The organism is Lysobacter sp. Root494 (genome assembly GCF_001427225.1).
GTDB lineage: Bacteria > Pseudomonadota > Gammaproteobacteria > Xanthomonadales > Xanthomonadaceae > Agrilutibacter.
The window spans coordinates 637,133-662,387 of sequence record NZ_LMFH01000005.1 but is presented as its reverse complement, the minus strand read 5'-3'; the positions used below and the strand labels follow the sequence as shown (position 1 = coordinate 662,387).

Genomic DNA, 25,255 nt, shown 5'->3' with positions numbered 1-25,255 from the left:
AGGCGGGGAGAAGAATTCTCAGCCCAGCGACACCGCCCTGCCCGTCCTCGCCGATTCGTAGATCGCCTGCATGATCCGGACGTCGCGCAGGCCATCTTCGCCCGGCACCTTCGTCGGGCGTCCTTCGAGGATGCACTGCGCGAAGTCGTCCATTTCCGCGGCGAACAGGTCGATCTCGGGGAAGCGGATTTCCTGGCCGTCGCTGCGGCGGCCGTGGTTGCCGTCGTAGAAGAACGCAGGGTCGAGTTCGAACCAGCCGCGTTCCGCATTGACGCGCAGGTTCTGGATGCCGCCGGTGCGGTAGCTGGTGCTGCAGTACGCGACGACGCCGCTGGGGAAGCGCGTGGTCCAGACCATGCTTTCGTCGACTTCGGCGAACTTGATCTTGTCGGTCTTGGTTTCGATGGCGGAGACGAGGACGGGCTCTTCGCCGGTGAGATAACGCGTGGCCTGCAGCGCGTAGATGCCGACGTCCATCAATGCACCGCCGCCGGCGAGCGCGCGCTTGAGTCGCCATTGAGCGGGATCGCCGACGTCGATGGCGAAGCCGGCCTGGACGATCGTGGTCTTGCCGAACACTTCTTCGCGCACCAGGCGGATGCATTCGAGGTGGTGCGGATCGAACTGGCAGCGGTACGCGGTGCCGAGCACGCGACCGGCCTTGCGGCAGGCATCGATCATCTGCTGGCAGCGTTCGACCGACACTTCCATCGGCTTCTCGCAAAACACGTGCTTGCCCGCCTGCGCGGCCTTGATGGTTTGCTCGGCGTGCAGCGCGTTGGGCGTGACGACGTAGACGACGTCGATGTCGGGGTTGTCCGCCATGCGGTGCATGTCGTTGTAGGAATAGACGTTGCCCGCGGGGATGTCGTACTGCGCCTTCCACGCTTCGGCCTTGGCCGGCGTGCCGGTGACGATGCCGGCTAGGCGGCAGTGTTTCGTCTTCGCCAATGCCGGGGCGATCTGGTGCGTGCTCAGGTTGCCAAGTCCGCAGAGTGCGAAGCCGAGCTTGCGTGAGGACTGCGCCTTCGCGCGCGTGGCATCGGTGTTGATGAGAGTGGCCATGGCGATGGTGGCGGTCGAGGTGAGGAACTGGCGGCGGGAGAGCGTGGCCATGGTGGGCTCGCGCGTGGTGGTTGGAGGGGAAGGTAATCCGGGGATGAGTTCCGTGTCGGTGAAGCTGGCGAACGGCGCTTAGCCGCCGTGTGCCGCGACTCCCGAAACCGCGTGGTATCGCGGCCGCGTCTCGCGGCGTGGACTTACCAGGAAGGCCTTGCGAACGCCTGCACCAGGAAGTCGACCAGCCGCCGCGTCTTCATCGGCAGGTGCTTGCGCGTGGGATACACGGCGTGGATGCCGAGTTCCAGCGAGCGGTACCGGGGCATCACTTCGACCAGCGTGCCGCGCCTGAGGTCCGGACCGACGAGGAAGTCGGGCTGCAGCACGATGCCCTGGTCTTCGAGCGCGGCGGCGCGGCAGGTGTCGCCGCTGTTGGTGTGGATGCGCGGCTGCACGCGCACCGCCGCTTCGCCTTCCGGCCCGCGGAAACGCCAGTCGTCGCCGCCCGACCAGTAGGTGTAGGCGAGCACCTGGTGGTCGGCCAGTTCGCGCGGGTGCACGGGCGTGCCGTGCGCGGCGAGGTAGCCGGGCGATGCGCAGAGCACGATGCGCGTGGTGGCGAGGCGACGGCTGACCAGTTGCGAGGCGGCCAGGTTCGAGGTGATGCGGATGGCGAGGTCGTAGCCTTCCTCGACCAGGTCCACGACGCGGTCGTTGAGGGTGATGTCCAGCGACACCTTCGGGTTCGCCGCGGTGAAGCGCGGCCAGAGCGGCGCCAGGTGCAGGTTGCCGAATGTCACCGGCGCATTGATGCGCAGCAGGCCGGTCGCCTCGCCGCCGCTGGAGGCGGTCTCCGACTCCAGTTCGGACAGGGCCGCCGCCAGTTCCGCCGCGCGCGCGTGGAAGCGCTGGCCGTCCTCGGTCAGCGAAAGCCGGCGCGTGGTCCGGTGGAGCAGGCGTACGCCGAGGTGCTCTTCGAGTTCGGCCACGTGCCGGGAGACGGCGGCCTTCGACAGGCCGGTGGCCTCGGCGGCGCCCACGAAGCTGCCCGCCCGGACGACGGCGAGGAAGCTGCCGAGCTGCTGGAGGTCGAGCATGGCGATTGTTCCGCCCCGGGAGACAGTTTTTCACTCTAACGCATGTTTATCGCCGGAGCGGTGACCAATACAGTGGCTGCATCCGATACGGCCCCTCAGGCAAGCCCTGAGCCGCAGCGGATACCGGATATCCCTTCCGGCGTGGCGCGGGACCGGGCGCTGCCCGCCTCCACCATGCCGTCCACCTTCCAGGAGAACACCCTCGTGAACGCATATCTCTCGCTGCTCGGCCGTGTCGGCCTGTCGCTGATCTTCATCATTTCCGGCTGGGGCAAGATCGGCGGCTACGCCGCCACCCAAGGTTATATGGACGCCATGGGCGTACCCGGCGCGTTGCTGCCGCTGGTGATCGCGCTCGAGCTTGGCGGTGGCCTGGCGATCCTGGCCGGCGTCTTCACCCGGTGGACCGCCCTCGCCCTCGCGGTGTTCTCGGTCGCTTCGGCGATGCTCTTCCACGCGAACCTTGCCGACCAGGTCCAGGCGATCATGTTCTGGAAGAACTTCGCGATCGCCGGTGGTTTCCTGCTGCTGGCCGCCAACGGTCCGGGCGCGCTGAGCCTGGAATCGCGCCTGGTGCGCCGCACGGCCATCGCCCACTGATCCCTGCCTTCCCACTGACCGCGGGCGCGATGCCCGCGGTCCGGAGCCGCCATGTCCCGCACGCCTTCCCTCTTCGTTTCCCATGGTTCGCCGATGTTCGCGCTCGAACCGGGCCTGCTCGGCCCGAACCTCGCGCGGATCGGCGAAAGCCTGCCGTCGCTCACCGCGATCCTCGTCGTCTCGCCGCACTGGCAGACGCTGCGCGGCGTGCGCGTCACGGGCGCCGCGACACCGGAAACCATCCACGACTTCGGCGGTTTCCCGCCTCCGCTGTACGCGCTGCGGTACCCCGCGCCCGGTGCGCCGGAACTCGCCGCCGATACCGTCGCGCTCCTGCGTGCCGCGGGATTCGATGCCGACCTCGACCCACAGCGCGGCCTCGACCATGGCGCCTGGGTGCCGCTGCGGTACCTCAGGCCGGACGCCGGCGTGCCGGTGCTGCAGGTGTCGCTTCCGCATCGCATCGACGCGGCGGGTGCATTGCGCCTGGGCGAAGCGCTGGCGCCGCTGCGCGAGCGCGGCGTGCTGGTGGTCGGTTCCGGCAGCCTGACCCACAACCTTTACGAATTCCGCCAGCACGTCCGCGACCCGGAGTACGCGCAGGCGTTCGCCGACTGGGTGGCCGCGGCCGTTGAACGCCGCGATGTCGATGCACTCGCCGACTACCGCAACCGCGCGCCGTTCGCGGCGCGCGCCCATCCCACGGAAGAGCACTACCTGCCGCTGCTGGTGGCGCTCGGTGCCAGCGATGCAGGCGACGCCCGCCGGCGCGTGCCGGGCGGCATGACGTACGACGTGCTGTCGATGGACTCCTTCGGTTTCGGACTCGCACCCGACCTGGTGTTGGCGGAGGCGGCATGAACCTGGCCGCCATCCCGCTGCAACAGGCGGACCCGCTCGGCTATCGCGCCCTCATGCCGGCCGGCGCGCCGTCGCGCCTGTTGCTGCTGCTCCATGGCGTGGGTGGCAACGAGACGAACCTCGTGCCCCTCGGCATGAAAGTCGCGGGCGACACGCTGGTCGTGTTCCCGCGGGCGCCGCTGGTGGCCGGGCCCGGGCAATACGCGTGGTTTCCGGTGCATTTCGATGCCAGCGGGCCACGCATGGACTTCGCTCAGGCGCAGCACAGCGCGTCGCTCTTGCAGGAGTTCATCGCCGGCCTGCAGGCGCGCCACGGCATTGCTCCGGCGCGCACCGCCATCGCCGGTTTCAGCCAGGGCGGAATCATGAGCGCGAGCGTCGGACTGACCGCGCCGGACCTGGTCGCCGGCTTCGCGGTGCTGTCGGGCCGCATCCTTCCCGAGATCGAAGACTTCGTTGCTCCGCCGGAGTCGCTACGGCGAGTCGACGCATTCGTCGCGCATGGCGCGCACGACACCAAGCTTCCGCCCGCGTGGGCCGAACGGGCCGATGCGCTGCTGACGCGCGTGGGCGTCCCGCACCGCACAGTGCTCTATCCCGCCGGGCACGAAATACCTGCGGCCATGCAGGACGATTTCCTGGCGTGGTTCGAACAGGCGGTCAGTCGCTGAGGAACGTGCGCGGCATTGCTGACTGGTTTCGTGCTTCCGCCTCGAACGCAGTAGCCGTAGGCCACCAAAAACGAAGCCCGCTTGCGCGGGCCTCGTCGTCTTCATTGCACACACTATTACCAGATGCGCACGCGCTGTTCCGGCGCGATGTACATCTTGTCGCCCGCCTTCACGTCGAATGCCTTGTACCAGGGATCGAAGTTGCGCAGCGGGCCGTTGGCACGGAACTCCGACGGCGAGTGCGGATTGGTCTTGATCAGGTTGACCAGCGCCTCGTCGCGGTACTTGCCCTTCCAGATCTGGCCCCACGACAGGAAGAAGCGCTGGTCGCCGGTCAGGCCGTCGACCACCGGCGCGGGCTTGCCGCCCAGGCTCAGCTGGTAGGCGGTGTAGGCCATGGAGATGCCGCCGAGGTCGCCGATGTTTTCGCCCATCGTCAGCGCGCCGTTGACGCAGGTCTTTTCGATCGGGCAGAACGCGTCGTACTGCGAGCCCAGCGCCTTGGTCTTGGCTTCGAAACCGGTGCGGTCGGCGTCGGTCCACCAGTTGCGCTGGATGCCGGCGAAGTCGGACTTGCTGCCCTGGTCGTCGAAGCCGTGGCCCATTTCGTGGCCGATCACCGCACCGATGCCGCCGTAGTTCACGGCCGGGTCGGCGTTGAGGTCGAAGAACGGCGCCTGCAGGATGCCGGCCGGGAACACGATCTCGTTGAAGGTCGAGTTGTAGTACGCGTTGACCGTCTGCGGCGTCATGCCCCACTCGTCGCGGTCGGTCCTGGTGCCGATGCGGCGCACTTCGTCGTTGCGGCCGTAGCGGCGCATTTCCATCACGTTGGCCATCAGGTCGCCCGGCTTGATGGTGACGCTGGAGTAGTCGCGCCACTTGTCCGGGTAACCGACCTTGGGACGGAACGAAGCGAGCTTGCGATAGGCCTCGGCCTTGGTCGCATCGCTCATCCAGTCGATCTTCTCGATGTTGGCGCGCAGTGCCTTGCGCAGGTTCTCGACGAGCTGTTGCATCGCCGCCTTGGCTTCGGGCGAGAAGTGGCGTTCGACGTAGAGCTTGCCGAGCGCATCGCCGAGGCCGTCCATGCCGCCGACCAGGGTGACGCCGCGCTTCCAGTCTTCTTTCTGCGCCTTCTGTCCGCTCAGCACGGTGCCGTTGAAGGCGAATGCCGCGTCGTCGATTTCCTTGCTCAGCAGCGGCGCGTTGTTGCGCACGGCGTGGAAGGTCAGGTAGTCGCGCCACACGGGCAGCGGCGTCTTGGCGATCACGTCGAGCACCGGCTGCACCGAGCTCGGGGTGACGACGTTGACGCGATCGAGCGCGGGCATACCCTGCGCCTTCACCAGCGCGGCCCAGTCGAAGCCGGGGTACTGCTTCTGCAGTTCCGCGAAGGTCACGACGTTGTAGGTCTTGTCGCGGTTGCGCATCTGCGCGCGTTCCCACATCGGCTTCGCGAGTCCGGTTTCGAGGGCGAGGATGGCTTCGGCGCGCGGCTTCGCATCCTTCGCGCCGGCGAAGGCGAGCATCTTCGCAATGTGCTCGACGTACTGCGTGCGGATGCCGACGAAGCGGGCTTCCTGGTTGAGGTAGTAGTCGCGGTCCGGCAGGCCGAGCCCGCCAACGGCGAGACCCACCAGGTAGTGGTCGGGGTCCTTGCGGTCGAGGCTGACGCCGAATCCGACCGGTGCGTTGGTGCCGTCGAGATCGGTGTTGCCGAACGCGGTGATCAGGGCGTCCTTCGACTTGATCTTCGCGATCCTGTCGAGCACCGGCTGCAGCGGCTTGATGCCCGCGGCGTCGCGCGCGGCGCGGTCCATGTAGCTGGCGTAGTAGTCGCGCACCTTCTGCGCTTCGCTGCCGGCGGTGAGGTCCTTGCGCTGCTGCAGTTCCTCGATGATCGCGTGCACCTGCTCCTCGGAGCGGTCGCGCAGCGCGTTGAAGGAACCGTACGAGGTCTCGTAGTCCTTCAGCTGGTAGGTGTCGAGCCAGTGGCCGTTGACGTAGCGGTTGAAGTCGTCGCCGGGCTTCACCCTGGTGTCCTGCGAGGTGAGGTCGACGCCGAAGCTGCCGAGCATGGGCTTGGCCGTTGCCGGCGCATCGGCGGCGTGTGCGAACGAAGTGGCCAGCGAAGCGGCGAGCGCGAGGCTCAGGGTCAAACGTGAAGGCTTCATGTTGCGGCGGTTCCCCGGTGGAAAGGCGCGAGCCTAGCGCGACGGGAGTGGCATGTCGTAGGCCGATAGTCCGGGATCGTCGATGTTGGTGCGATGCGCGACTGGCGCAGGGGAAAGGCCGGATCGGGCAAAGTCGCGGGTACCCGTCCGGGGCGCAGAACCGCCATGCGAAACTGGCGCGCTTTTCCAGCGCGTCGCTTTCTCGGAGATCGTTCGCCTTGCCGCATTACTCCGGCCCCCTTCTCACCCGCCCTCTCGCAGCAGACCTGCTCGCCGCGCGCGACGCCGGCACATGGAGCGGCTCGCTGGATCTCGGGCGATCGCGCGGCGAAGCAGTGCTGGAGGCGGACGCATGGCAATGGCGCGGGCAACGCTATCCGTATCCCTCCGGGCTCAAGGATCGGACGATCTATTACTGGGACGGCGATGAGTTCGCGCCGGTGTCGCGCTACGCCGGTTCGCTGATCAAGCTGGTGCCGACGGAATGGGACGTGCCCACGTTCGAGATCGACGGCATCAAGATGTTGCCGACGTCGAAGGAATCGCCGCTCGATGATGCGCGACGCAAGGTGGCGCTGGTCGAGCCGCGCGGCAAGGTGGTGCTCGATACCTGCGGCGGGCTTGGCTACTTCGCCGCTTGCTGCCTTGAAGCAGGTGTCGCGCGCATCCAATCGTTCGAGAAGAACGCGAGCGTGCTGTGGCTGCGTACGCTCAATCCGTGGTCGCCGGATCCGGATTCACCTGTCAGTAGCGGAAGGCTGCAACTCACGCATGCGGATGTGTCGCAGGTGATTGCGGGCATTCCGGATGCATCGGTGGATGCCCTGCTCCACGATCCGCCGCGCTTCGGTATCGCCGGCGAGTTGTATTCGCAGGTGTTCTATGACCAGCTATCGCGCGTGCTTAAGCGTGGCGGACGCCTGTTCCACTACACCGGCAGCCCGAACAAGCTCACCAGCGGTCGCGATGTGCCGCGCGAAGTCGCCAAGCGGCTCGAGAAGGCCGGCTTCAAGGCGCAGCTCGCGCTGGATGGCGTGCTGGCGCTAAGGCGCTGAAACAGCACCCGCATCCACACCACGGGATTGTTCGCTTCGCCGCGGCAGGAACTTCCGGCGCAGCCACGTCGTCAACGGCAGCTCCAGCAAGCGGTACAGCACGACCGCCACGCCACAGCACACTGCGATCGCGAGCAGCGCCATCAGATACGCGTTCGGTGAACCCGGATCGTAGGACGGACGCAGCACGCGGTTGAAGACGTTCAGCACGTACGGGTGGAACAGGTACAGCGAATAGCTCGCGTCGCCGACCAGCACGGCGAAGCGCGGCAGGCGCCGGTTCGCCAGGCCGTGCACGATGAGCAGGAATGCGCCGAGTGCGAGCAGGCCCCATGCGAAGGGGCGGCCAATGATTTCAGACTGGGCGCTCATCAGCGGCATGCAGGCGATCAGCAACAGGCCGCCGACCACCATCAGCGTGCGCACGCCGTTGCCTGCGCTGGCGCGCCAATCGGCGGTGCGCGCGAACACGCTGTAGCAGAACATGCCGAATGCGAATTCGACGATGATCGATTCGGTAAAGAATTCGAACACGACGGAGTCGAACTCGACCATCCACCCGACGATCGCCAGCGCCACCAGCACCGCCGAGCAGATCACCGCGCGATACGCGTGGCTGATCGCCATCGATGCCGCGAACAGCAGGTAGAAGAACATCTCGTAGTTGAGCGTCCAGCCGAGGAACATGATCGGGAAGACGTTGTCGCCGGTGCGGTACGGAATGAAGAACAGCGACTTGACGAGCTGGACCGGGTCGGGATGTGTCTCGCGCAGGAAACCCGGTATCAGCAGCGCAAGACAGAAGATGCCGAGCGTGCCCGCCCAGTACAGCGGCACGACGCGGATCACGCGCTTGGCGAAGAAATGCGCGCCCGAATGCTCGGTGACGAAGCACATGATGAAGCCGCTGATCACGAAGAAGAGATCGACGCCCCACGCGCCATTGCCGAACAGGCGGATGTGGTGGGTAACCACGGCGACCGCGGCCAGTGCGCGCAGCACCTGCACGCTGTCGAGCTTGTCGGTGATGGCGGGTGCGGCGGCGGGGATTCCGGAGGCCGGAATTGGCCGTTCTTCGACGATGGCGCTGACATTCATCAGGCGTGCCTCCCTGTGATGCAAACCGGCACTTTCCTTCGGCTGGGCTCACGGGCGCGTGATGTTGTCCTGGCGATGCTGAACTGGTTGCGTCGCGTTGAAGATTGCAGACGCTTGCGAAACCGCGTGGCGAGCCGGCCCCTCACCCTGCGTTGCTGCGCAACGCTGTCCCTCTCCCCGCAAGCGGGGCGAGGGTGTAGGCCGCTTCGTGCAGAAACCCACCCTTCTTTAATCGCGCGAAGCTAATAGATGTCAGCACCGCGTTCGCCATTACCGTAGGGCAGCCCCGCTTCCTTCTCCCCGCACAGCGGGGAGAAGGTCGAAGCGGCCGAATAGGCCGCTGAGGAAGGGCGGATGAGGGGCGCTTTGGCTTTACAGCCGCGAAGCCGTCAGTCGCACATCGGCATTACTCCACGCGCTGGCGAAATCACGCTGCACCTTCGCGGCTTCGTCCCGCTTGCCCTGCGCACGCAGGCTCTGCGCCAGCCCGAACAACGACCAGCCATTGCCGGGATTACGGCGCAGCTCCTCGCGGTAGACGCTCTCGGCTTCGCCAGGACGACGCGCATCGAGCAGCACCGCGCCTAGTGTCTGCCGCACCGGCGCATGCCAGCCCGGCGGCTCGTCGTAGGGAATCTTGTCTTCGATCGCGACGGCTTCCTTCAGCGCGGCGATCGCTTCGTCGTACTTGCCATTCGCCGCCGCGAATTCCGCCGTCACCGTTCGCTCGGCGACGCGCGCCGCATAAGCCAGCGGATAGCGATCCCACACCATCAGCTTGTCCATCTGCGGGTCAGCCGCGAGCGGACGCAGTGCATCGAGATGCTTGCGCGCATCGTCGAAGCGCTTCTGCCGCACCGCGGCCATGCCCTGCGCGTAATGCCAGATCGCGGTGACGTATGGCAAGTCTGGAGCGGGATTCGGCGTGCTGGCGATCTCGTCCCAACGACCGAAGCGCACGCGTTCGAACCACGGCGTCATCCAGTAGTGCTGCAAGCCCGCGTAACCCTCCTTGCGCATCAACTCCTGCAGGTTGGTGCGCTCGGCAGTTGTGCGCGCCGCGGATTGCGCGATCGCACCGTTGCCTTCCATGCTCGCCGCGAACCACAGGAAGTGATGGTTGTGCGGCACGTAGCCGAGCGGATACACGCCCTGCGTGTTTCCACGGCACAGCGCCAGGTAGGCATCGTCGGCTTCGATGGCGCGCTCGTTGGCGATCACCGCGTCATGCCAGCGACCGACGCGCGCGTAGATGTGCGCAGGCATGTGCACGAGATGGCCGGAGCCGGGAATCAGTTCACGCAGGCGATCCGCCGCGACCGCGCCGCGCTGGGGCGCCGATGAAGCTTCCACCGCATGCACGTAGAGGTGCAGCGCGCCGGCGTGGTTGGGATCGCGCGCGATCACCGATTCGAGCGTCGATACGACTTCGGCCGTGTTGCCTTTCGGCTGCAGCTTCTCGTCGTAGTAGTCCCACGGTTGCAGGTCCATCAGCGCTTCGGCGTGGAATACAGCCGCGTCGAGATCATCAGGACGCTTGCGCATCAGTTCGCCAGTGGACTTCGCATAGGCCTCGTCGAGCGACTTGCGATCCGCCGGTGGATTCTCCGCGTAGCGTGCCGACAAGGCTTCGATGAAGGCGCGTTCGCGTTCGCTGGCTTTCGGTGCCAGGGCGCGTGCGCGCTGCAGGCGATTCCACGCATCGGCGTTGTCGTCGGGATTCATCGTCGCGTTGACGTGCGGACCGAGCACGAGCGCCGCGCCCCACCAGCACATCGCGCAGTCGGGATCGAGTTCGGTCGCCTTGAGGAACGAACGCTCGGCGGCGTCGTGGTTGAAGCCATAGGTCAGCATCAGGCCCTGGTCGAACCAGCGCTGCACTTCCGGATGCTTGCTGCTGATCGCGAAGTGGTAGTTGCCCAGCCCTTCGAGCAGGTGCGCGCCGACCATTGCCATCTGGGGCGGGGAGACCGCGGGAGCGGGTTCGGACGCCGTGGTCGGACCCGGATTGCGGCAGGAAGCGAGCGCCAGCAACGCGGTGGCGCAGGACAAAGTCAACACACGGAAGGCAGGCAGCATGGGAGCCCCAAAAAGACGCGCAGGCGAGCGCGGAAGCCGTGGCGGTTGCGAGTAGTGAAGTACGCGGACACACCGTCACGCGCGATACAACGTGACCGGCGCCGGGAAGAGGCCAGCCGCGACGCACCATGCTGGCATCGTGCCGCGACTCTCACCCGAATGAGGGATACGCGTCAGGTCAGCGCACTGACCATGACGTAATAGCCATCAGGATCGCGCAACGCGAACTCTCTGGTGCCGGTGCCGGGATTCACGCTCGGCTCTTCATCCAGGCGAGGAGCGAGTGCCTTCGCGCGGGCCAGGGCCTCGTCGAAGTCGTCTACACGGAAGAACAAAAGCAGCCCGTTGCCGGGCTGCGCGTTGTCGGGACTGTCCAGTGTCGGATGCTCATGCGCGCCCCACTGATGGAGGCAGAGCAGGACCGTCCCATCCGTATCGAGAATTTGTCCGAAGTATGGATGCGCGGGCGCTGTGCCGGGTAGCCCGAGCAGGGACTGATACCAAGTGAAGCTGTGCGCGACATCTGCAACACCGATGATGGTCCATATGCGCTTCATGACATCTCCCGTTGCCTGATTACCGGCCTACCAGACCTCGCAACGATCCGCGTCCGCCCGCACCATCGGATCGCCCGCCTTGCACTGGAACGTCTGGCGGAACTCCGGCAGGTTCGACAGCGGGCCGTTCACGCGGTACTTCGCGATCGGATGCGGGTCGCCCTGGATCATCGTGCGCTGCGTTTCCATGCGCGTTTCATCGCCACGCCACTGGCCCCAGGCGATGAAGAACTGCTGCTCGGGCGTGAAGCCGTCGATGGTCGGTTCCGGTCCCTTGCCTTCGCGCGACTTCAGGTACGCGCGGTACGCGATCTTCGCGCCGGCGAGATCGCCAATGGATTCGCCGAGCACGAGCTTGCCGTTGTGGTGCACGCCGGGTTCGATGAAGTAGTTCTCGAACTGGTTCACCACGCACTGGCCCTTGGCCTGGAACTGCTTGTTGTCCGCCGGCGTCCACCAGTTGGAGAGGCGGCCTTGCGCATCGAACTGCGCGCCCTGGTCGTCGAAGCCGTGGCTGATCTCATGGCCGATCACCACGCCGATCGCGCCGTAGTTGACCGCGTCCGTAGCCGTCACGTCGAACGCGGGCGGCTGCAGGATGCCAGCCGGAAACACGATCTCGTTCTGCGACGGGTTGTAGTACGCGTTCGAGGTCGGCGGCGTCATGCCCCAGCGGCTGCGATCGGTCGGCTTGCCGATCTGGCTGCGATTGTCAGCCACGTTCCAGCGCGACGCGGCAACCACGTTGTCCCACGCCGAATCGCGCGAGATGACCACGCCCTTGTAGTCCTTGAACTTGTCGGGATAACCGAGCTTGGGGAAGAAGGTCGCGCGCTTCTCCAGCGCCTTCTTCTTGGTCGATTCATCCATCCAGTCCAGGCCGCCGATCACGTCGTCCATCGCGAGCAGGATGTTCTTCACCATCTCCTGCATGCGCGCCTTGGCTTCCGGCGGGAAATACTTCTCGACGTACTTCTGCCCGAGCGCTTCGCCGAGCTGCTGGTCGGTGAGTTCGGCGCAGCGCTTCCAGCGCGGCTTGATTTCGGTAGCGCCGCTGAGGAACCTGCCGTTGAAGGCGAAGTTCTCCTCGACGAACGGTTTGGAGAGGGAATCCGCGGCAGCGTTGAGCACGTGCCATTGCAGGTACGTCTTCCATTGCGGAAGCGGCGTCGTGCCCAGTTCCGTGTCGACCTGCTGGACGAACTTCGGCTGGGTCACGTTCACGGCGTTGCGCGGGATGCCGGCTGCATCGAAGTATTTCGCCCAGTCGAAGTGCGGCGTGAGCCTGGCGAGGTCGGCGAATGCGGTGAGATGATCCTGCAGCTTCGGATCGCGCAGTTGCACGTTGTCGAAGGATGCTTCGGCGAGGCGCTTTTCGAAGGCGAACACGGTCTCGGCATTCTTCTTCGCCTGGTCGGCAGGCGTACCGGCGAGTTCGAACATCTTCGTGACGTGTTCGAGGTACTTCGCGCGGGCTTCGACGAAACGCGGTTCGGGTTTCAGGTAGTAATCGCGATCGGGCATGCCGAGGCCGCTGGCATAGACATGCGCGATCGTCTTCGATGGTTCGTGCAGGTCCTCTGCCGCGTAGATGCCGAACGGCACGGCCACGCCCACGTCGTGCAGCTTGCCGATCGTGCGTTGCACGCCGGCCTTGTCCTTGATCGCGTCGATCTCGGCAAGCCACGGCTGCACCGGCTTGCTGCCGAGCGCGTCGATGCGCGATTCGTCCATGCACGTGGCGTAAAAGTCGCCCGCGAGCTGGCCCGCGCTGCCCTTCGGCCAGTCGGTGCGCGCCGACAGCTCGTTGAGGATGTCGCGGACGTGTTCCTTGTTGACCTCGCCGGACTGCCAGCGGCGGCTCCAGCGATCCATGTAGTCGGGAATCGGATTCTGCTTGCGCCACTCGCCGTTGGCGTAGGCGAAGAAGTCGGTGCAGGCGTTGGCGTTGCGATCGATGTCCTCGGGATGGATCCCGTGCACCGCACCGGACGCAGTGGTGACGGCAAACATGGCGACGAGCGGAAGGCTGGAACGGACCACGGCGACGCTCCTGGCTGGCTGGTGCGCGCCACTATAGTCCTCGGCCTTGCGTGGGCCCGTCCCATTAGTCCTGTCCGGTAACGCCTGCTCGCAAGCGTCTGACCTCCCCTCTCCCCGCTTGCGGGAGAGGGTGCCCGAAGGTCGGGTGAGGGGTCGCGAGCGCAGCGAGCGGTGGTCTTGCCTTTGAAGTTGATTCGGCAACCAGCAGCAAGAAGCAACTCGCCGCGCGCGCTCCCCTCACACCCCAAGGGCGCTTCCTTCGGGGCGTCTTCCCTTCGGGCATTTTCTCCCCGCAAGCGGGGAGAAGAGTTCTCGCTTCAGCCTCGCGAGCCCCTGCTCTTCGGCACCGAATGCGCCGCGTTATAAGCCACAGCTTCGCGCAGCAACGCCTTGAGTGCGGGCTTGTCGATCTTGTCGCCCTCGCGAAAATCGATCGCGCGCCACTTGCCGCCGTCCAGGCCCGCGTTGAACAGCTTGCCTGCATCCGCGAGCTTGGCCCCATGGAAGAAGGTGAGTTTCACCTTGTCCTTGTGCGCATTGGCGAGCGCGTACATGCCCTGGTGCGACCAGACGGGAGTGCCCATCCACTTCCACTCCTCGACCACCTCGGGGTCGACCTCATGGATGAGCTTGCGGATTTCCGCGAGCCGTTCGCCGCGCCAGCCGCCGACCTTTTCGATCATGGCGTCGATGCGCCGCGAGGCGTTCGTCACGTCCGCTGGCTTGCTGGCCGTCTGGCGCGACGCGGCTGCCTTCGCAGGCGCTTTCTTCGCAACCTTCGCCGGCTTGCTCGTGGTCTTCTTCGTCGCGGCCTTCTTGACGGTCACTGTGTTCACTCCGGAATTGGGTTGGGTTCCGTTGACAGCATCCTGCGCGCCAGCTTCCCGGTAGAAAGCGCTGCCGCTCATGTCAGGCCCGCCGCGCCTGGATCATTTTCCAGCCATTGCCCGATGGATCGCGGAAGCCGGCGTCCACGGTGCCATAACGATCGATCGGTTCCTGCGTGAATTCGACGCCTTGCGCACGCATCCGCTCGTAGGCCGCGCGGCAGTCGTCGACGACGAACACGAGCGGCGGCATCGCGCCTTTCGCCAGGATCTCGCGCAGCATCTGCACGGTCGCGGCATCGAGCATCGGCTGCTCCGGCGTGAACAGGCCGAGCTGGAACGAGGGCTGGTCCGGATGCTGCACCGTGAGCCAGCGGTAATCGCCGTTTCGCGCATCGGTGTGGACCTTGAATCCGACTTTCCCGACGTAGAACTCGAGCGCTTCATCCTGATCGCGAACGTACAACCCGGCTACTCCGACACCCTGGCTCATGGGACTTCCTCCGTTTTTTAACCTGTATGTTCGGGCGAACCCGTTTGTGTGGGCGCATTTATAGCCTCGGCCTCCCGGCGCCGCTTCTCCGAAACTGCGATGGTGAGGTCGGGCCGGTGCGCGGCACTGAGGAAGCAGGCCGGGACCCATTCGAGTGCATGCATGGCTGCCCGCTGTCGTGCACGGAATTCGCTGGGGCTCTCATTGGTGACATCGCGGAACGTGCGCCCGAACGTGCCCAGGCTTTTCCACCCGGTCTGGAACGCGATGTCGATGATGGGCAGGTCCGTTTCGCGAAGCAGTGCCGTGGCGCGCTCGATGCGACGCGTGAGCAGGTAGCGGTGCGGCGGAACGCCGAAGGCGTCCTTGAACGAGCGTGCGAAATGCGCCTCCGACACGTGGCTCACGCGCGCCAACCTTGCGACCGGCCATTCTTCGTGCGACGCCGCATCCATCCGGTCCTTCGCGCGCAGCAGCCTTCGCAACAGCTCTGGGTCCTGCCCTGTGGACTCGCGTACGCGCTTGTCTTCTTTCGCTGTTACCACGCGTGCACCTCGCCCGCTCACATGCGTTCGCCGGGAAGCTGGCTCGCCTGCGTCACCCATGCGGCGAACTGTTCCTGGTCGATCGCATCGTCCTCATGGATGTCGAGGTAGCGAACTTCCTTGTGTTTCGACGCGCCGGGCGGAACCGGACGCAACAACGTGCCGCGGAAGAAAGTCACCTTCACGTAGTTCGTGAAGCAATGACAGGAGAGGAACCAGCCCTGCCCTTCGATGCCATAAAAGGGCGAGTTCCACTTCACCGCCTTGTGCACGCCGGGGACCGTGCGCTCGATGAGCGCATCGATGCGGCGGCCGACGTCGCGCTTCCAGCCGGGCATCGCCGCGATGTAGGCCTGCACCGGAGCATCGCCGTCCGCCTTCGCGATCTGCGGGTTGCCACCGGAGAGCAGTTTCGCCCTGGTTGGCGCCGCGGTTATGCGGGCTGCAGAGCGGGCGGCCGACTCATGCGGCTTGGGCGTTTTCGCAGGCACCTTCTTTCCCCCAGCCGCTGGCCTGACGGGTGTCCTGTTGACCATTGGATGTGCTCCACCTGTTCCCCTGTGATGCACGGATTCTCGCTGCCACGCGGCAGGAGGGGTGTCTTTCGGCATATTTTTATTGTTATTCGATATGTATATTATCGACCTACGATAAACCAGCCGAGACACCGCCATGTACAGCACGTCCGCCCGCGCCCTCGCTGTCGCCCGCCCGGTCATCCAGTTCCTGACCGTCCTGAACATCGTCTACGGCGCCTGCATCTCCCTGCTGCTGGTCTTCAGCTTCTTCATAAAGGGTTGGCCGCAGACACCGCTCGGCGATTTCGCGTCGACGCATCCGCAGCTGCCGAACGGGCTTCGCGTGGTGGTCCTCCTCGGTGTGGTCGGTGCCGTGATCGGCCACACGATCCTGCGGCGACTGCTGGCAATCGTGGATACGGTGCGCAGCGGCGATCCCTTCATTCTCGAGAACGCCCGGCGCCTGACGGCGATCGCGTGGAGCGTGCTCGCGCTCGAGGTGTTGCGGCTGATCGTCGCGTCGATCATCTCCACGGTCTGGGAAGCCGGCCGCATCGACGGATTCTCGATAGCGCCCTGGTTCGCGGTGCTGATGCTGTTCGTGCTGGCGGGCGTTTTCTCGCAGGGGGCACGCATGCGCGCCGACCTCGAAGGAACGGTGTGAGATGGCGATTCTTGTCCGTCTCGACGAGATGCTGCACGCGCGTCGCATGACCCTCACCGAGCTCGCCTCGCGCATCGACATCACCCTCGCGAACCTGTCCATTCTGAAAACCGGCAAGGCGAAGGCGATCCGCTTTTCCACGCTTGAAGCGATCTGCGTGGCGCTCGAATGCCAGCCGGGCGAACTGCTCGCCTTCGACCCCATGCAACCATCGCAGGAATGACCATGAACCTCCTCTCGGCATTCACCTCCGACCCGCGACGTTACGAGGGCGTGCGCCCGTTCCACGTCTGGGGCCTGCGCGTGTTCTATTTCCTGATGCTGGTCTTCGTCGCAACCGACGCCTGGAGCGGGCTGCTGACGCACGAAGGGCCGTGGGATCCGGTGCGCGCGGTCGCGGTCTGCGTCTGGGCCACCTACCCCGCCCTCGCCGTGTTCGGGCTGATCCACCCGCTGCGCTGGTTGCCGCTGATGTTCTTCACCATCGGCTACAAGACGCTGTGGCTTGTCTTCGTTGCGTGGCCGCTGTGGCGGGACGGCGCGCTCGCCGGTTCGCCCGCGGAACAGATCGCGCATGCGTTCGTCGCGGTGCCGCTGTTGATGGCAGTGGTGCCGTGGGGCTACGCGTATCGAACGTATGTGCAGTGGCCTCGCAGGAATGTCGCCTCGCCGCCGGCGAATACTGCCGGTTAGCACGCGACCGCGTGGCCCTGGCACTGGAATGTTCGCGGGATGCGGCTGCCGCTACGGCCACCGCACCGCAAACGCGCCACCGGCATCCTGCTCCACATCGCAGCCGAACACCTGGTATTCACGACGCAGTCTTGCAAGCAACCAGCCGCGGTCTTCGCTACCTGCACGGTTGATGCGGAAGCGGCGGATGCGCGTGGGCACGAGTTCGAGTCCGCGCAGGCGACCCGTGGCAGGGTCGAGCGTGGGGAAATACATCAGCCCGAGCTCCCCACGGAACTCTTCGTGTCCACCGATGCCTTCATAGTCGTTGAGCAGGTCGCCGCAGCCATACAGGACCAGGCGATCGTGGTACACCTCAACGGCCCTGGGGTGATGCGATGAATGCCCATGCACAATGTCGGCGCCGGCATCATCGATCAGCGCATGCGCGAATGCGCGCTGCTCGCGCGAAATCGTATAGCCCCAGTTACCGCCCCAGTGCAGCGAGAACACCACGCGATCGGCCGTTCGCCGGTAACGCCGCACGAGCGCTGAGATCCGCGCCACTGTCTTCCTCGACAGATCGGGCAAACGATGCACGCCCGGAAGGGTCGCCGTTGCTGTCCACTCCGCCGGCACGCCGCTGTCTTCGGTAGCCGCCGCGAATACCAGGATGCGTGCGCCATCAGCCACCGGAACGATGGCCGGCGCCTGTGCCGCGTCGAGGTCACCACCCGCGCCCGCCGTGGCGATTTTCGCGCGCTGCAGTGTCTCCAGCGTTTCGACAAGCCCTTCGCGTTGCCAGTCCAGCACATGGTTGTTGGCCAGCGTGCAGCAGTGGATGCCGGCGGCCGTCAGGCAGCCGACGTTCGCCGGATGCATGCGGTAATTGATGACCTTCGGCCACGGCGTGTCGCTGCGCGTGACGCTGGTTTCGAGATTGATGATGCGGGCCGCCGGCTTGCGCCGTTCCAGCTCCGCCAACGCATCTCCCCAGACGTAGGGGAAGGCGACCGGACGCCGGATCCTGCCGTTCGCGTCTTGCGCGAGCGCCAGGTAACCCAGCGCGTTGTGCATCCGCGGCTCGTACAACTGCGGCTTCGACGGATGCGGCAGGACCTGATCGATCGCGCGCCCGGTCATGACGTCGCCGCCCAGGAACAGCGTGATGGAAGCCGCGTCGTCGCTCGGCCGTGCGTCGCTCCGTTCCTGCCGTGGCGCACCGGCGTGCCCGTCGCGCAGCGTGAGTGCCGCGACACCCGCCGTGAGGCATCCCAGTAATCGAAGGAACCGACGACGTCCGCGCATGCCGGGAGCGTAGGCGTGCGGCTGTTATGTCCGCATGGGCACGGCGGTGATGCACTGCGTCATGCCCTTTCGTGCAATGGCTGCGCTTGCCCCGCAGGAACAGCATCGGTTCGGCCGGACTTCGTTGTGGTCGAACTTGCACCCTCGGGAGGGCACCATGTTCCGCAGCACGCTGAAATTCGTTCCTGCTCTTTTCTCCACGCTCGCGTTGCCGGTCCTCGGGGCTGCTGCAATGCTGCTGCCCGTCGACGTACTTGCGCTCGAATGCGGCAGCAACAACGGCTATACCTGCTCGGGCGCGGCCACCCAGTACGCGGGCGGTTTCAGTCCCGGCGTCGGCAACGGCGGCTTTGGCGGCGGCAGTTGCACGGCGACGCGCACGCCTGTGGTGTACATCCCCGGCAATGGCGACAGCGCGATCAGCTTCGACATGCCGCCCGGCAGCGTGGGCGGCTACGCCACGCCGGCGACTTCCGTTTACGACGAGCTCAAGGCGCGCGGGTACAACGACTGCGAACTGTTCGGCATCACCTACCTGGATGCCGATGAGCGCGCGACCCCGCAATACAACTATCACGAGCCCGCGAAGTACCAGATGCTCAAGACCTTCATCGACAAGGTGAAGGCGTACACCGGCCGCACGCAGGTGGACATCGTCGCGCATTCGATGGGATCGAGCATGGCGCTCGCGATGCTGCGCTATTACGGTGCCCAGGCCAGCGTGCGCCGCTTCGTCAACATCGGCGGTGGCCTGCGCGGCCTCAACACGTGCTACTCGACCGGATACCAGTCGCCCTATGCGCCCACCTGCAATGCGGAAGCCTACGTGTGGCCATACGACTACTACACCTTCGGCTTCTACCCGAGCAGCGGCGTTGCAGGCTACGGATACAACCGCTGGACCGGTAGCGGCAGCAACAGCCTGCGTGCCATGCCTGCGTTGTTCTCCACCATCAGCTTCTACACGATCACCGCCGGCGCCTACGACCAGGTGCATTGCTTCACCACGAGCTACGCCGCCGGATGCAGCAGCGGTGCGCTCTTCAATGCCGGCAGCAACGTCAAGGCACAGGTCGATGTCGGCTTCGGCAGCAGCGCCTATGCATACGACTGGGACTGGGCGGATGGCAGCCCGTACAACCAGGGCGGCGGCGATACCAGCAATGGCGTCGGCCACTTCCGTTCCAAAAGCAATGCAGGGCGCATCGTCTACAACATGCTGGCGACCACGTGCACCACCGGGTGCGCGAATGGCTATGCAGGCGTGAATGGGCCTGCGGTCAATCGCTAGGCTTGATCGTCCCCTAACCGCCCCACGCGCACACTGCCTGCACATCGGACGAACAAGGGATCGCTCATGAACACGCAGCGAAACACGCCTCCCACGACACGACAACCAGGCGGCAGCGAAGCGGGTGGACAACAGGAAGGGCTCCGTCATCCGGTCGATGACGAGCAGCGCGTGAAGCAGCGGCTGGACGACGTCGGCCTGGATGACCAGGGCGACGTTGCCGATGACCAGCTTCGCGATCGTCGTAGCAGCGGCAGTCCTTCAAGCGACAACGCCAACAGCAAGGACGCGCGTCGTCACTGAGACTGACTGCTTCAGTTTCACCGCGTTTTTTCCGCGTTTTTATAGCCGCTTCTTGACCTGGAAGTGACATCCGCGCGCGGAAACTGCCCGCTCGCTGCAATGTCGCAGTCGGGGGAGCAGATGAATACGCGCACCATCCATAACGCCTGCCGTCGGGCCGGGGCCTGGGCACTCGTCGCCGTTGCAACCGTCGCCGCATCGCCGACGCGCGCAGCCGAACAGGTCGCGGGATCGATCATGTTCACGCGCACCGAACTGAAGCCGGACACGACGCCCGCCAACCGCAGCCTGTGGTTGTACGACGTCGACTCGGGAGCGACACGCGCGCTCACGCCAGCCATGAAGAACGCGCTCGACGGCGGCGGGAGCTGGTCGCCGGACGGGAAGCGGATCGCCTTCGAACGCGCGAGCATGCATGTCGGCCATTCCGCCACGTACCGCGTGCATATCTTCGACACCGCCAGCGGCCACGTGCATGTCCTCGCCAGCGGCGACGGCAGTTTCCGGGCACCGGCCTGGGGTCCGGGCGAACGTATTGCCGTGGCGGCCACGTATCGCAACCGGAATTGCGTAACGATCGTCGATGCGGTCCGTCGTTCGACACGTGATCTGTACTGCCCGCCCGCGCCAGCGCAGATCCAGCGGGTGGCATGGTCTGCGGACCGCCGCAGCCTGCTGGTCGAAGCCGGTTATTACGCGGGCCGGCTCGAACCGACCTGGCGTGCACTGGCCTATCGCGTCGACGTCGCCACCGGCGCGCCGACCGTGCTGGACGACCGGATCATGGACTGGCCGCTGCGCCTGGAATTCTCGCCCGACGGGCGCCGCGGCATTTACGCCGACATCGTGCCGTGGGACCTGCTGCAGGTGAACTTCAGCACGGGCGAGTCGCGCATCGTCGGATGGGGCTATGCGCCACGCTGGTCGCACAATGGCAGGCGCATCGCCTATACCGGCGAGACGTACGAGATCGAACCCGAGTTCCGCTACTACAACCCGCTCTACGTGGTGAACGCCGACGGCAGCGGCGCGCGTCGTGTCACCGCCTCGCGCACGCCCGACCATGCGTACATGGCCGCCGACTGGTCGAAGGACAACGTGCACGTGGTCGCCACGCGCCGCACCTGGGCCGATGTCTCGTTGACCATTCCGCGCGACGCATTGCGCATCGTCAATGTCGACAACCGCGTCGTGATGTCGCTGCCGCCGGGATCGGCCGATGCGGGAGCGTGGTTCGAGCCTTAGGGCTGGCGCTTGCCAGCGGCGGGGCGGATGCGGCTTACCCCACCCGCTTCTCGAACCAGTGATCGGCATACGGATTGTCGTTGTATCGCTCGATCTCCCGATAACCGTTGCGCGCGTACAACGCCCGGGCCTCGGCCAGCGTGCGGTTCGTGTCGAGCCGTAGCGTATGCAGTCGCATGGCGATCGCCTGCTGTTCGAGCGCATCGAGCAGCCGCTGTGCGATGCCCAGGCCGCGCGCGGCCGGCGAGACCCACATGCGCTTGATTTCGCCGATGCCGTCCTCGATGACCTTCAGCGCACCGCACCCGATCGCCTCCTCGTCGACCCGGGCGAGCAGGAACACGCCGGCAGGTGGAACGAGTTCGTCCGGATCGGCGGATGGACCGCGCGTCGGATCGAAGCCGGTAGCGAAGCGCGCGTCGATCTCGCTTAGGTACGCGTCGATGCAGGTGCGTGCGTCGTCACTGGCCGGGTCGGCGACTTCCACGACAACCGACGCGGCGCGCATCAGGCGCTCCACATCCTCCATCGCCTTGACTAGCTGCGCGCGTTGGGGCTCGCGAAGTGATGCCAGCAACGAAGCGGCGAATTCCTGCGAGCGGCGATCAAGCGCGTCGACTTCGCGGCGCCCCTTGGCCGTCAGCGTCACCCGGCGCACGCGCGCGTCTTCGGCGGACGCCCGCGACTTCGCCAATCCCTGTGATTCCAGCGCCCGCAGCAACCGGCTCAGGTAGCCCGAATCCATCGACAGGCGCGCGCGCAGGGCGCGCACGTCCGCGCCGTCACGCCCGATTTCGAACAACAACCGCGACTCGGCCAGCGGCCGGCCACGCCCGAGGTAATCGTCGCCGAGCGCGCCGACCCGCCGCGTCACCGCCCGATTGAAGTTGCGAACCTGCTGGATCTGGCGTTCGTCCATTTCCTGACTTTAGTCAGACAATGGACCCGGATCAACCCGTGCTGACCCGTCATCGCGTCCCGCGGCTCATTGCACGGTTGTTGCCGCTTCCTGGTCCCGAGCCGCCTTGCGGAACAACTGCGCCGACGCGAACCAGGGCGCGGCGAAGCACGCCGCAAGAAACACCCCACGCTCGCGGAAGCCGATCACCAGCGCGATCACGCACACGAGCAGTTGCGCGAGCGCGGCGGCATCCATTGCCCAGGCCATGCCACGCGGACGGAAGTTCGCGACGAGCGCGCCTACGGCCGCAATCAGCAGCACACCCGCGAACATCAGGTTCTCGATGTTGTTCTCGCTGCCCAGCATTCCCACCGCGAGGTTGACCCAGACCGTGAGGAAGCCGGTAAACACAGCGACGCCGAATGCAGCGCGGTAAACCGTATCGCCGCTCAGCCACACCGCCAGCTCATACAGACCGCAGGCGGTGGCGAGCATGGCGCCCATGACGAGGAAGTCCGATCCGGTCCAGTTCACCTCGCCAGTGAATTGCATGGCGACCGCGGGCAGGAGCAGCAGGAGCGCCGCTGCGCCCCAGATCAATGGTCGGAAACGATTCCTGCCGCGGCGCGGGTCGGTAACGGGCGTGGTTGCCATGGGAGCCTCCAGGATGAGTGGAACTTCCGGACCGAAGCAGTCTGATCCTGCACGTCCGGTCGTTCCCGCTCAGGCTCGCTCGCATGGATGAAGGCGTGATGGGGTTTGTGTGAAGCGAGGGAGAAGAGCAGTCAACGTGCACTCCGCGCTACAGCACGGCGGACCATTGCCGCCGCGATCAGGCGAATGCCGCTTCCCGGGCCCCGGACGCGGCATGTTCCACCCGGTTGCGGCCCGCGGCCTTGGCGACATAGAGCTGCCGGTCGGCTTCGGCCAGCATGGCCGACAGGCTGTCGCCCGAGGTGCACACGCCAATGCTGACGGTCAGTCGGATGCTGCGGCCATCGGGCAACGGAATGTCCATCGCTTCGATATCGCTCCGCAACTGTTCGAAGTAGGTACGCACCCTCGCATCCAAAAGACCCGAGGCCACGATCGCGAACTCCTCTCCGCCGAAACGCGAAGGCAGGTCGCGTGGACCGACATGCTGCGCCACCGCGTTGGCAACCGCTCTGATCGCGATATCACCGGCTTCGTGGCCGTAGCTGTCGTTGATGTGCTTGAAATGATCGATGTCGAGCATGCCCGTGGTGAGCTCCGCGGCGCCTTCCGCCTGGAACATCCGCCCACCGTGGTCGAAGAAGTGGCGACGGTTGGGCAGGCCGGTGAGGAAGTCCTTGGTCGCCAGGTCCTGCAGGGTGCCGATGAGATCGAGATTGTCGACATTCTGCGAAACACGGCAGAAGAATTCCTCACGCGAATAGGGCTTGTGCAGGAAGTCGTTGGCGCCGTGCTTGAGGAACCTCGCGACCAGCGACGGGGCTTCCGCGCCGGAGATGCCGATGATCGACATGCGATCGCGCGTGCAGGTCGCACGCAGGCGACGGGTGAGTTCGAGCCCATCCATCTCCGGCATCTCGTAGTCGGCGATGACGAGGCGAATCCACGGATTGGCCGCAACCGCGCGCAGCGCCTCCTCGCCACCGGCGGCTTCGATGACGGTGAACCCATAGAGCCGCAGCATCGTTGCGGCAAGGGCGCGCGCGGATGCCGAATCGTCGACGACCAGCGCACCGATGCGGCGGTTGCGATCAAGCCGCTGGGCCAGCCAGACCAGGTAATCGATGCTGCCGGGCGTGTTCTTGAGCACGCAGTCCACTACCGGCCTGGACAGCACCTTCTGCCGGATCGCCTCGTCATACACCCCGGAGACGACCACCATCGGCAGCCCGGATTCGACGAAGAACGCCAGCACCGTGTCCGGATCGGCATCGGACAGCACTAGTCCGGTAAAGACGAGGAAATAGCACCCGGGGTCCCGTGCGAGCGCCTGCTTCGCCTCTGCCAGCGAAGCGGCCACGGTGACCGGCAGGCCCAACCGCTCGTGGATCGTGGCGGCGACCATCCCCGAGAACATGCGCGAATTGTCGACCAGCAGGATGGCCTGGGCCTGCGATTCGGTGTTGAGCGCTGGGATGGCGCGAAAGGAAGGATGCACGGGATTCCGGCCAACGAATTGTTGCAGCAGGAATATCGGCAAATGCCCGGGCCGCTGAAGGCGCGCGCGTTCAACTAGCTGAGGAAAAACGCAGCACGGCTGGGGACTTTCTTCCTGGAGCACCCAGGGCGGGCCTGGTCGCGATCGCGATGCGAGCTCAAGGTGCACGACGTTCCGCCACGACCGCTCAAGCTTCCGTCTGCATTGCCGTTATGAGAGCAATGACGAGTCGGCCCACAGAAGCCCTCCGCCAGCCGGCTGACGAGCGCTGCTACGAGAAGTACATGGTGCATGGTGCTGGCGAGATCCGCGGCCACCTGCACCGGCTGCTCGATGCCCGCAGCGTGCTGGTCGCCCACGCCGTGGGCGCGGCAGCCACGCAGGTCACGGCGCTGCTGCACGTCGGCGAGAAATCCTTGTTGATCGACGTCCCGCGCGCGAAGGACGCGCTGCGTGAGTGGCTGGACAGCGCGCAGCTGCGCTTCGAAGGCAGCATCGAGCGCATCAGCGTCGTTTTCACCTGCGGACCCGCGTGGCTGGACCGGCATGACGACCGGCCTGCGCTTGGCGTGCCGTTTCCCGGACGGCTGCTCTACCAGCAGCGGCGCGATTATTTGCGGATAGCCCCGCCCATGGGATCGCTGCGGTGCCGGTTGCCCGTGCGCCATCCTGCAGAAGAGCCGGCGTGGATCGACGCGACGATCCGCGACATCGGCGGCGGTGGCCTGGCGATGCTGAGTCCCGCCAACGCCGTTCCCCTGGTGGTGGGCGAGACACTGGAAGGCTGCGTCATCGACCTCCCCTTCCTGGAACCCGTCACCGTCAACCTGCTAGTGCGACATGTCGTGGCCCGGGACGGCCACGGCCCGCCGGTCCTGCAAGCCGGTTGCGAATTCGTCGGCCTGCCGCTCGCCACGCAGGACAAGCTGCTTCGCTACGTGATGCAGCTGGATCGCGAACGCGTCTCGCGCCGGCGTGCGCAGGAATAGACCGGACGCGAAACGCGGCCGGCGTTGTCCTCCAATCAGCGGATCGGATG

26 protein-coding genes are annotated in these 25,255 nt (G+C 65.8%); 11 read left to right on the top strand and 15 right to left on the bottom strand.

What is annotated here, in order from left to right; translation table 11 throughout:
• Positions 1 to 18: 18 nt before the first annotated feature.
• Both ASD14_RS06350 and ASD14_RS06345 read right to left on the bottom strand, forming a co-directional pair.
• Positions 19 to 1,116, bottom strand: coding sequence for a Gfo/Idh/MocA family oxidoreductase (locus ASD14_RS06350; protein WP_056130607.1), 1,098 nt, complete (start codon positions 1,114 to 1,116; stop codon positions 19 to 21).
• Positions 1,117 to 1,259: 143 nt separating this feature from the next.
• Complete coding sequence (locus ASD14_RS06345) at positions 1,260 to 2,156, bottom strand: LysR family transcriptional regulator (protein WP_056130605.1); 897 nt, start codon at positions 2,154 to 2,156, stop codon at positions 1,260 to 1,262.
• A 204-nt stretch (positions 2,157 to 2,360) separates the two neighbouring features.
• On the opposite strand from ASD14_RS06345, the gene ASD14_RS06340 reads away from it, so the two are divergent.
• Genes ASD14_RS06340 through ASD14_RS06330 form a run of 3 tightly spaced genes read left to right on the top strand, consistent with a single transcriptional unit; the run spans position 2,361 to position 4,288 of the window.
• The gene (locus ASD14_RS06340) at positions 2,361 to 2,756 is read left to right on the top strand and encodes a DoxX family protein (protein WP_304438268.1); all 396 of its coding nucleotides are present in this window, start codon (positions 2,361 to 2,363) and stop codon (positions 2,754 to 2,756) included.
• Positions 2,757 to 2,807: 51 nt separating this feature from the next.
• Positions 2,808 to 3,617, top strand: coding sequence for a class III extradiol ring-cleavage dioxygenase (locus ASD14_RS06335; protein ID WP_056130600.1), 810 nt, complete (start codon positions 2,808 to 2,810; stop codon positions 3,615 to 3,617).
• Complete coding sequence (locus ASD14_RS06330; protein ID WP_056130597.1) at positions 3,614 to 4,288, top strand: alpha/beta hydrolase-fold protein; 675 nt, start codon at positions 3,614 to 3,616, stop codon at positions 4,286 to 4,288. Before ASD14_RS06335 ends, ASD14_RS06330 begins: the two co-directional genes overlap by 4 nt.
• 116 nt (positions 4,289 to 4,404) lie before the next feature.
• On the opposite strand, the gene ASD14_RS06325 is transcribed toward ASD14_RS06330, so the two are convergent.
• The gene (locus ASD14_RS06325; RefSeq protein ID WP_056130594.1) at positions 4,405 to 6,465 is read right to left on the bottom strand and encodes a M13-type metalloendopeptidase; all 2,061 of its coding nucleotides are present in this window, start codon (positions 6,463 to 6,465) and stop codon (positions 4,405 to 4,407) included.
• Positions 6,466 to 6,683: 218 nt separating this feature from the next.
• On the opposite strand from ASD14_RS06325, the gene ASD14_RS06320 reads away from it, so the two are divergent.
• On the top strand, positions 6,684 to 7,520 hold the full coding sequence (locus ASD14_RS06320) for an SAM-dependent methyltransferase (RefSeq protein ID WP_056130591.1): 837 nt from the start codon (positions 6,684 to 6,686) through the stop codon (positions 7,518 to 7,520).
• On the opposite strand, the gene ASD14_RS06315 is transcribed toward ASD14_RS06320, so the two are convergent.
• The 8 genes from ASD14_RS06315 to ASD14_RS06280 all read right to left on the bottom strand — a co-directional run bounded on the left by ASD14_RS06315 (position 7,509) and on the right by ASD14_RS06280 (position 15,653).
• Complete coding sequence (locus ASD14_RS06315) at positions 7,509 to 8,618, bottom strand: acyltransferase (RefSeq protein ID WP_056130587.1); 1,110 nt, start codon at positions 8,616 to 8,618, stop codon at positions 7,509 to 7,511. The two genes, ASD14_RS06320 and ASD14_RS06315, sit on opposite strands and share 12 nt — an antisense overlap.
• 372 nt (positions 8,619 to 8,990) lie before the next feature.
• Positions 8,991 to 10,697, bottom strand: a complete 1,707-nt coding sequence (locus ASD14_RS06310) for a tetratricopeptide repeat protein (RefSeq protein ID WP_157475132.1) — start codon at positions 10,695 to 10,697, stop codon at positions 8,991 to 8,993.
• 173 nt (positions 10,698 to 10,870) lie between these two features.
• A complete protein-coding gene (locus ASD14_RS06305) occupies positions 10,871 to 11,254 on the bottom strand; it encodes a VOC family protein (RefSeq protein ID WP_056130585.1) in 384 nt (127 codons plus the stop codon).
• Between the two features lie 27 nt (positions 11,255 to 11,281).
• On the bottom strand, positions 11,282 to 13,297 hold the full coding sequence (locus tag ASD14_RS06300; protein WP_157475130.1) for a M13 family metallopeptidase: 2,016 nt from the start codon (positions 13,295 to 13,297) through the stop codon (positions 11,282 to 11,284).
• Positions 13,298 to 13,614: 317 nt separating this feature from the next.
• Positions 13,615 to 13,980 carry a DUF1801 domain-containing protein gene (locus ASD14_RS15995; RefSeq protein ID WP_056132189.1) on the bottom strand — a complete coding sequence of 122 codons (366 nt, stop codon included), beginning with the start codon at positions 13,978 to 13,980 and terminating at the stop codon, positions 13,615 to 13,617.
• A 226-nt stretch (positions 13,981 to 14,206) separates the two neighbouring features.
• Positions 14,207 to 14,617, bottom strand: coding sequence for a VOC family protein (locus ASD14_RS06290; protein ID WP_056130576.1), 411 nt, complete (start codon positions 14,615 to 14,617; stop codon positions 14,207 to 14,209).
• Positions 14,618 to 14,634: 17 nt separating this feature from the next.
• Positions 14,635 to 15,072, bottom strand: coding sequence for a helix-turn-helix transcriptional regulator (locus tag ASD14_RS06285; RefSeq protein ID WP_200947045.1), 438 nt, complete (start codon positions 15,070 to 15,072; stop codon positions 14,635 to 14,637).
• Positions 15,073 to 15,179: 107 nt separating this feature from the next.
• A complete protein-coding gene (locus ASD14_RS06280; protein ID WP_056132187.1) occupies positions 15,180 to 15,653 on the bottom strand; it encodes a DUF1801 domain-containing protein in 474 nt (157 codons plus the stop codon).
• Between the two features lie 181 nt (positions 15,654 to 15,834).
• Here ASD14_RS06280 and ASD14_RS06275 point away from each other — a divergent pair, with 181 nt between their 5' ends.
• From ASD14_RS06275 to ASD14_RS06265, 3 genes are read left to right on the top strand one after another with little or no spacing between them, the layout of a single operon-like run.
• Positions 15,835 to 16,344, top strand: coding sequence for a DUF2975 domain-containing protein (locus tag ASD14_RS06275; RefSeq protein WP_056130570.1), 510 nt, complete (start codon positions 15,835 to 15,837; stop codon positions 16,342 to 16,344).
• 1 nt (position 16,345) lies between these two features.
• Positions 16,346 to 16,567 carry a helix-turn-helix transcriptional regulator gene (locus ASD14_RS06270; protein ID WP_056130568.1) on the top strand — a complete coding sequence of 74 codons (222 nt, stop codon included), beginning with the start codon at positions 16,346 to 16,348 and terminating at the stop codon, positions 16,565 to 16,567.
• 2 nt (positions 16,568 to 16,569) lie between these two features.
• A complete protein-coding gene (locus tag ASD14_RS06265) occupies positions 16,570 to 17,037 on the top strand; it encodes a hypothetical protein (RefSeq protein WP_056130564.1) in 468 nt (155 codons plus the stop codon).
• 51 nt (positions 17,038 to 17,088) lie between these two features.
• Here ASD14_RS06265 and ASD14_RS06260 read toward each other — a convergent pair whose 3' ends face one another.
• Positions 17,089 to 18,324 (bottom strand): CapA family protein, encoded by a 1,236-nt coding sequence (locus ASD14_RS06260; RefSeq protein ID WP_082538769.1) that lies wholly within the window; start codon positions 18,322 to 18,324, stop codon positions 17,089 to 17,091.
• Positions 18,325 to 18,481: 157 nt separating this feature from the next.
• On the opposite strand from ASD14_RS06260, the gene ASD14_RS06255 reads away from it, so the two are divergent.
• The 3 genes from ASD14_RS06255 to ASD14_RS06245 all read left to right on the top strand — a co-directional run bounded on the left by ASD14_RS06255 (position 18,482) and on the right by ASD14_RS06245 (position 21,163).
• The gene (locus ASD14_RS06255; RefSeq protein WP_056130558.1) at positions 18,482 to 19,615 is read left to right on the top strand and encodes an alpha/beta fold hydrolase; all 1,134 of its coding nucleotides are present in this window, start codon (positions 18,482 to 18,484) and stop codon (positions 19,613 to 19,615) included.
• A gap of 66 nt (positions 19,616 to 19,681) precedes the next feature.
• Positions 19,682 to 19,918: a hypothetical protein gene (locus ASD14_RS06250; protein WP_056130555.1), complete on the top strand. Its 237-nt coding sequence runs from the start codon at positions 19,682 to 19,684 to the stop codon at positions 19,916 to 19,918.
• A gap of 120 nt (positions 19,919 to 20,038) precedes the next feature.
• Positions 20,039 to 21,163 carry a PD40 domain-containing protein gene (locus tag ASD14_RS06245; protein WP_162247677.1) on the top strand — a complete coding sequence of 375 codons (1,125 nt, stop codon included), beginning with the start codon at positions 20,039 to 20,041 and terminating at the stop codon, positions 21,161 to 21,163.
• 34 nt (positions 21,164 to 21,197) lie between these two features.
• On the opposite strand, the gene ASD14_RS06240 is transcribed toward ASD14_RS06245, so the two are convergent.
• From ASD14_RS06240 to ASD14_RS06230, 3 genes are all read right to left on the bottom strand, one after another.
• Positions 21,198 to 22,082 (bottom strand): helix-turn-helix domain-containing GNAT family N-acetyltransferase, encoded by an 885-nt coding sequence (locus ASD14_RS06240; RefSeq protein ID WP_056130550.1) that lies wholly within the window; start codon positions 22,080 to 22,082, stop codon positions 21,198 to 21,200.
• Positions 22,083 to 22,148: 66 nt separating this feature from the next.
• On the bottom strand, positions 22,149 to 22,718 hold the full coding sequence (locus ASD14_RS06235) for a hypothetical protein (RefSeq protein WP_082538767.1): 570 nt from the start codon (positions 22,716 to 22,718) through the stop codon (positions 22,149 to 22,151).
• A gap of 178 nt (positions 22,719 to 22,896) precedes the next feature.
• On the bottom strand, positions 22,897 to 24,216 hold the full coding sequence (locus ASD14_RS06230) for a diguanylate cyclase (protein WP_056130547.1): 1,320 nt from the start codon (positions 24,214 to 24,216) through the stop codon (positions 22,897 to 22,899).
• A 221-nt stretch (positions 24,217 to 24,437) separates the two neighbouring features.
• Between ASD14_RS06230 and ASD14_RS06225 the strand changes: the two genes are divergently transcribed.
• Complete coding sequence (locus ASD14_RS06225) at positions 24,438 to 25,205, top strand: flagellar brake protein (RefSeq protein ID WP_056130545.1); 768 nt, start codon at positions 24,438 to 24,440, stop codon at positions 25,203 to 25,205.
• Positions 25,206 to 25,255 lie beyond the last annotated feature (50 nt).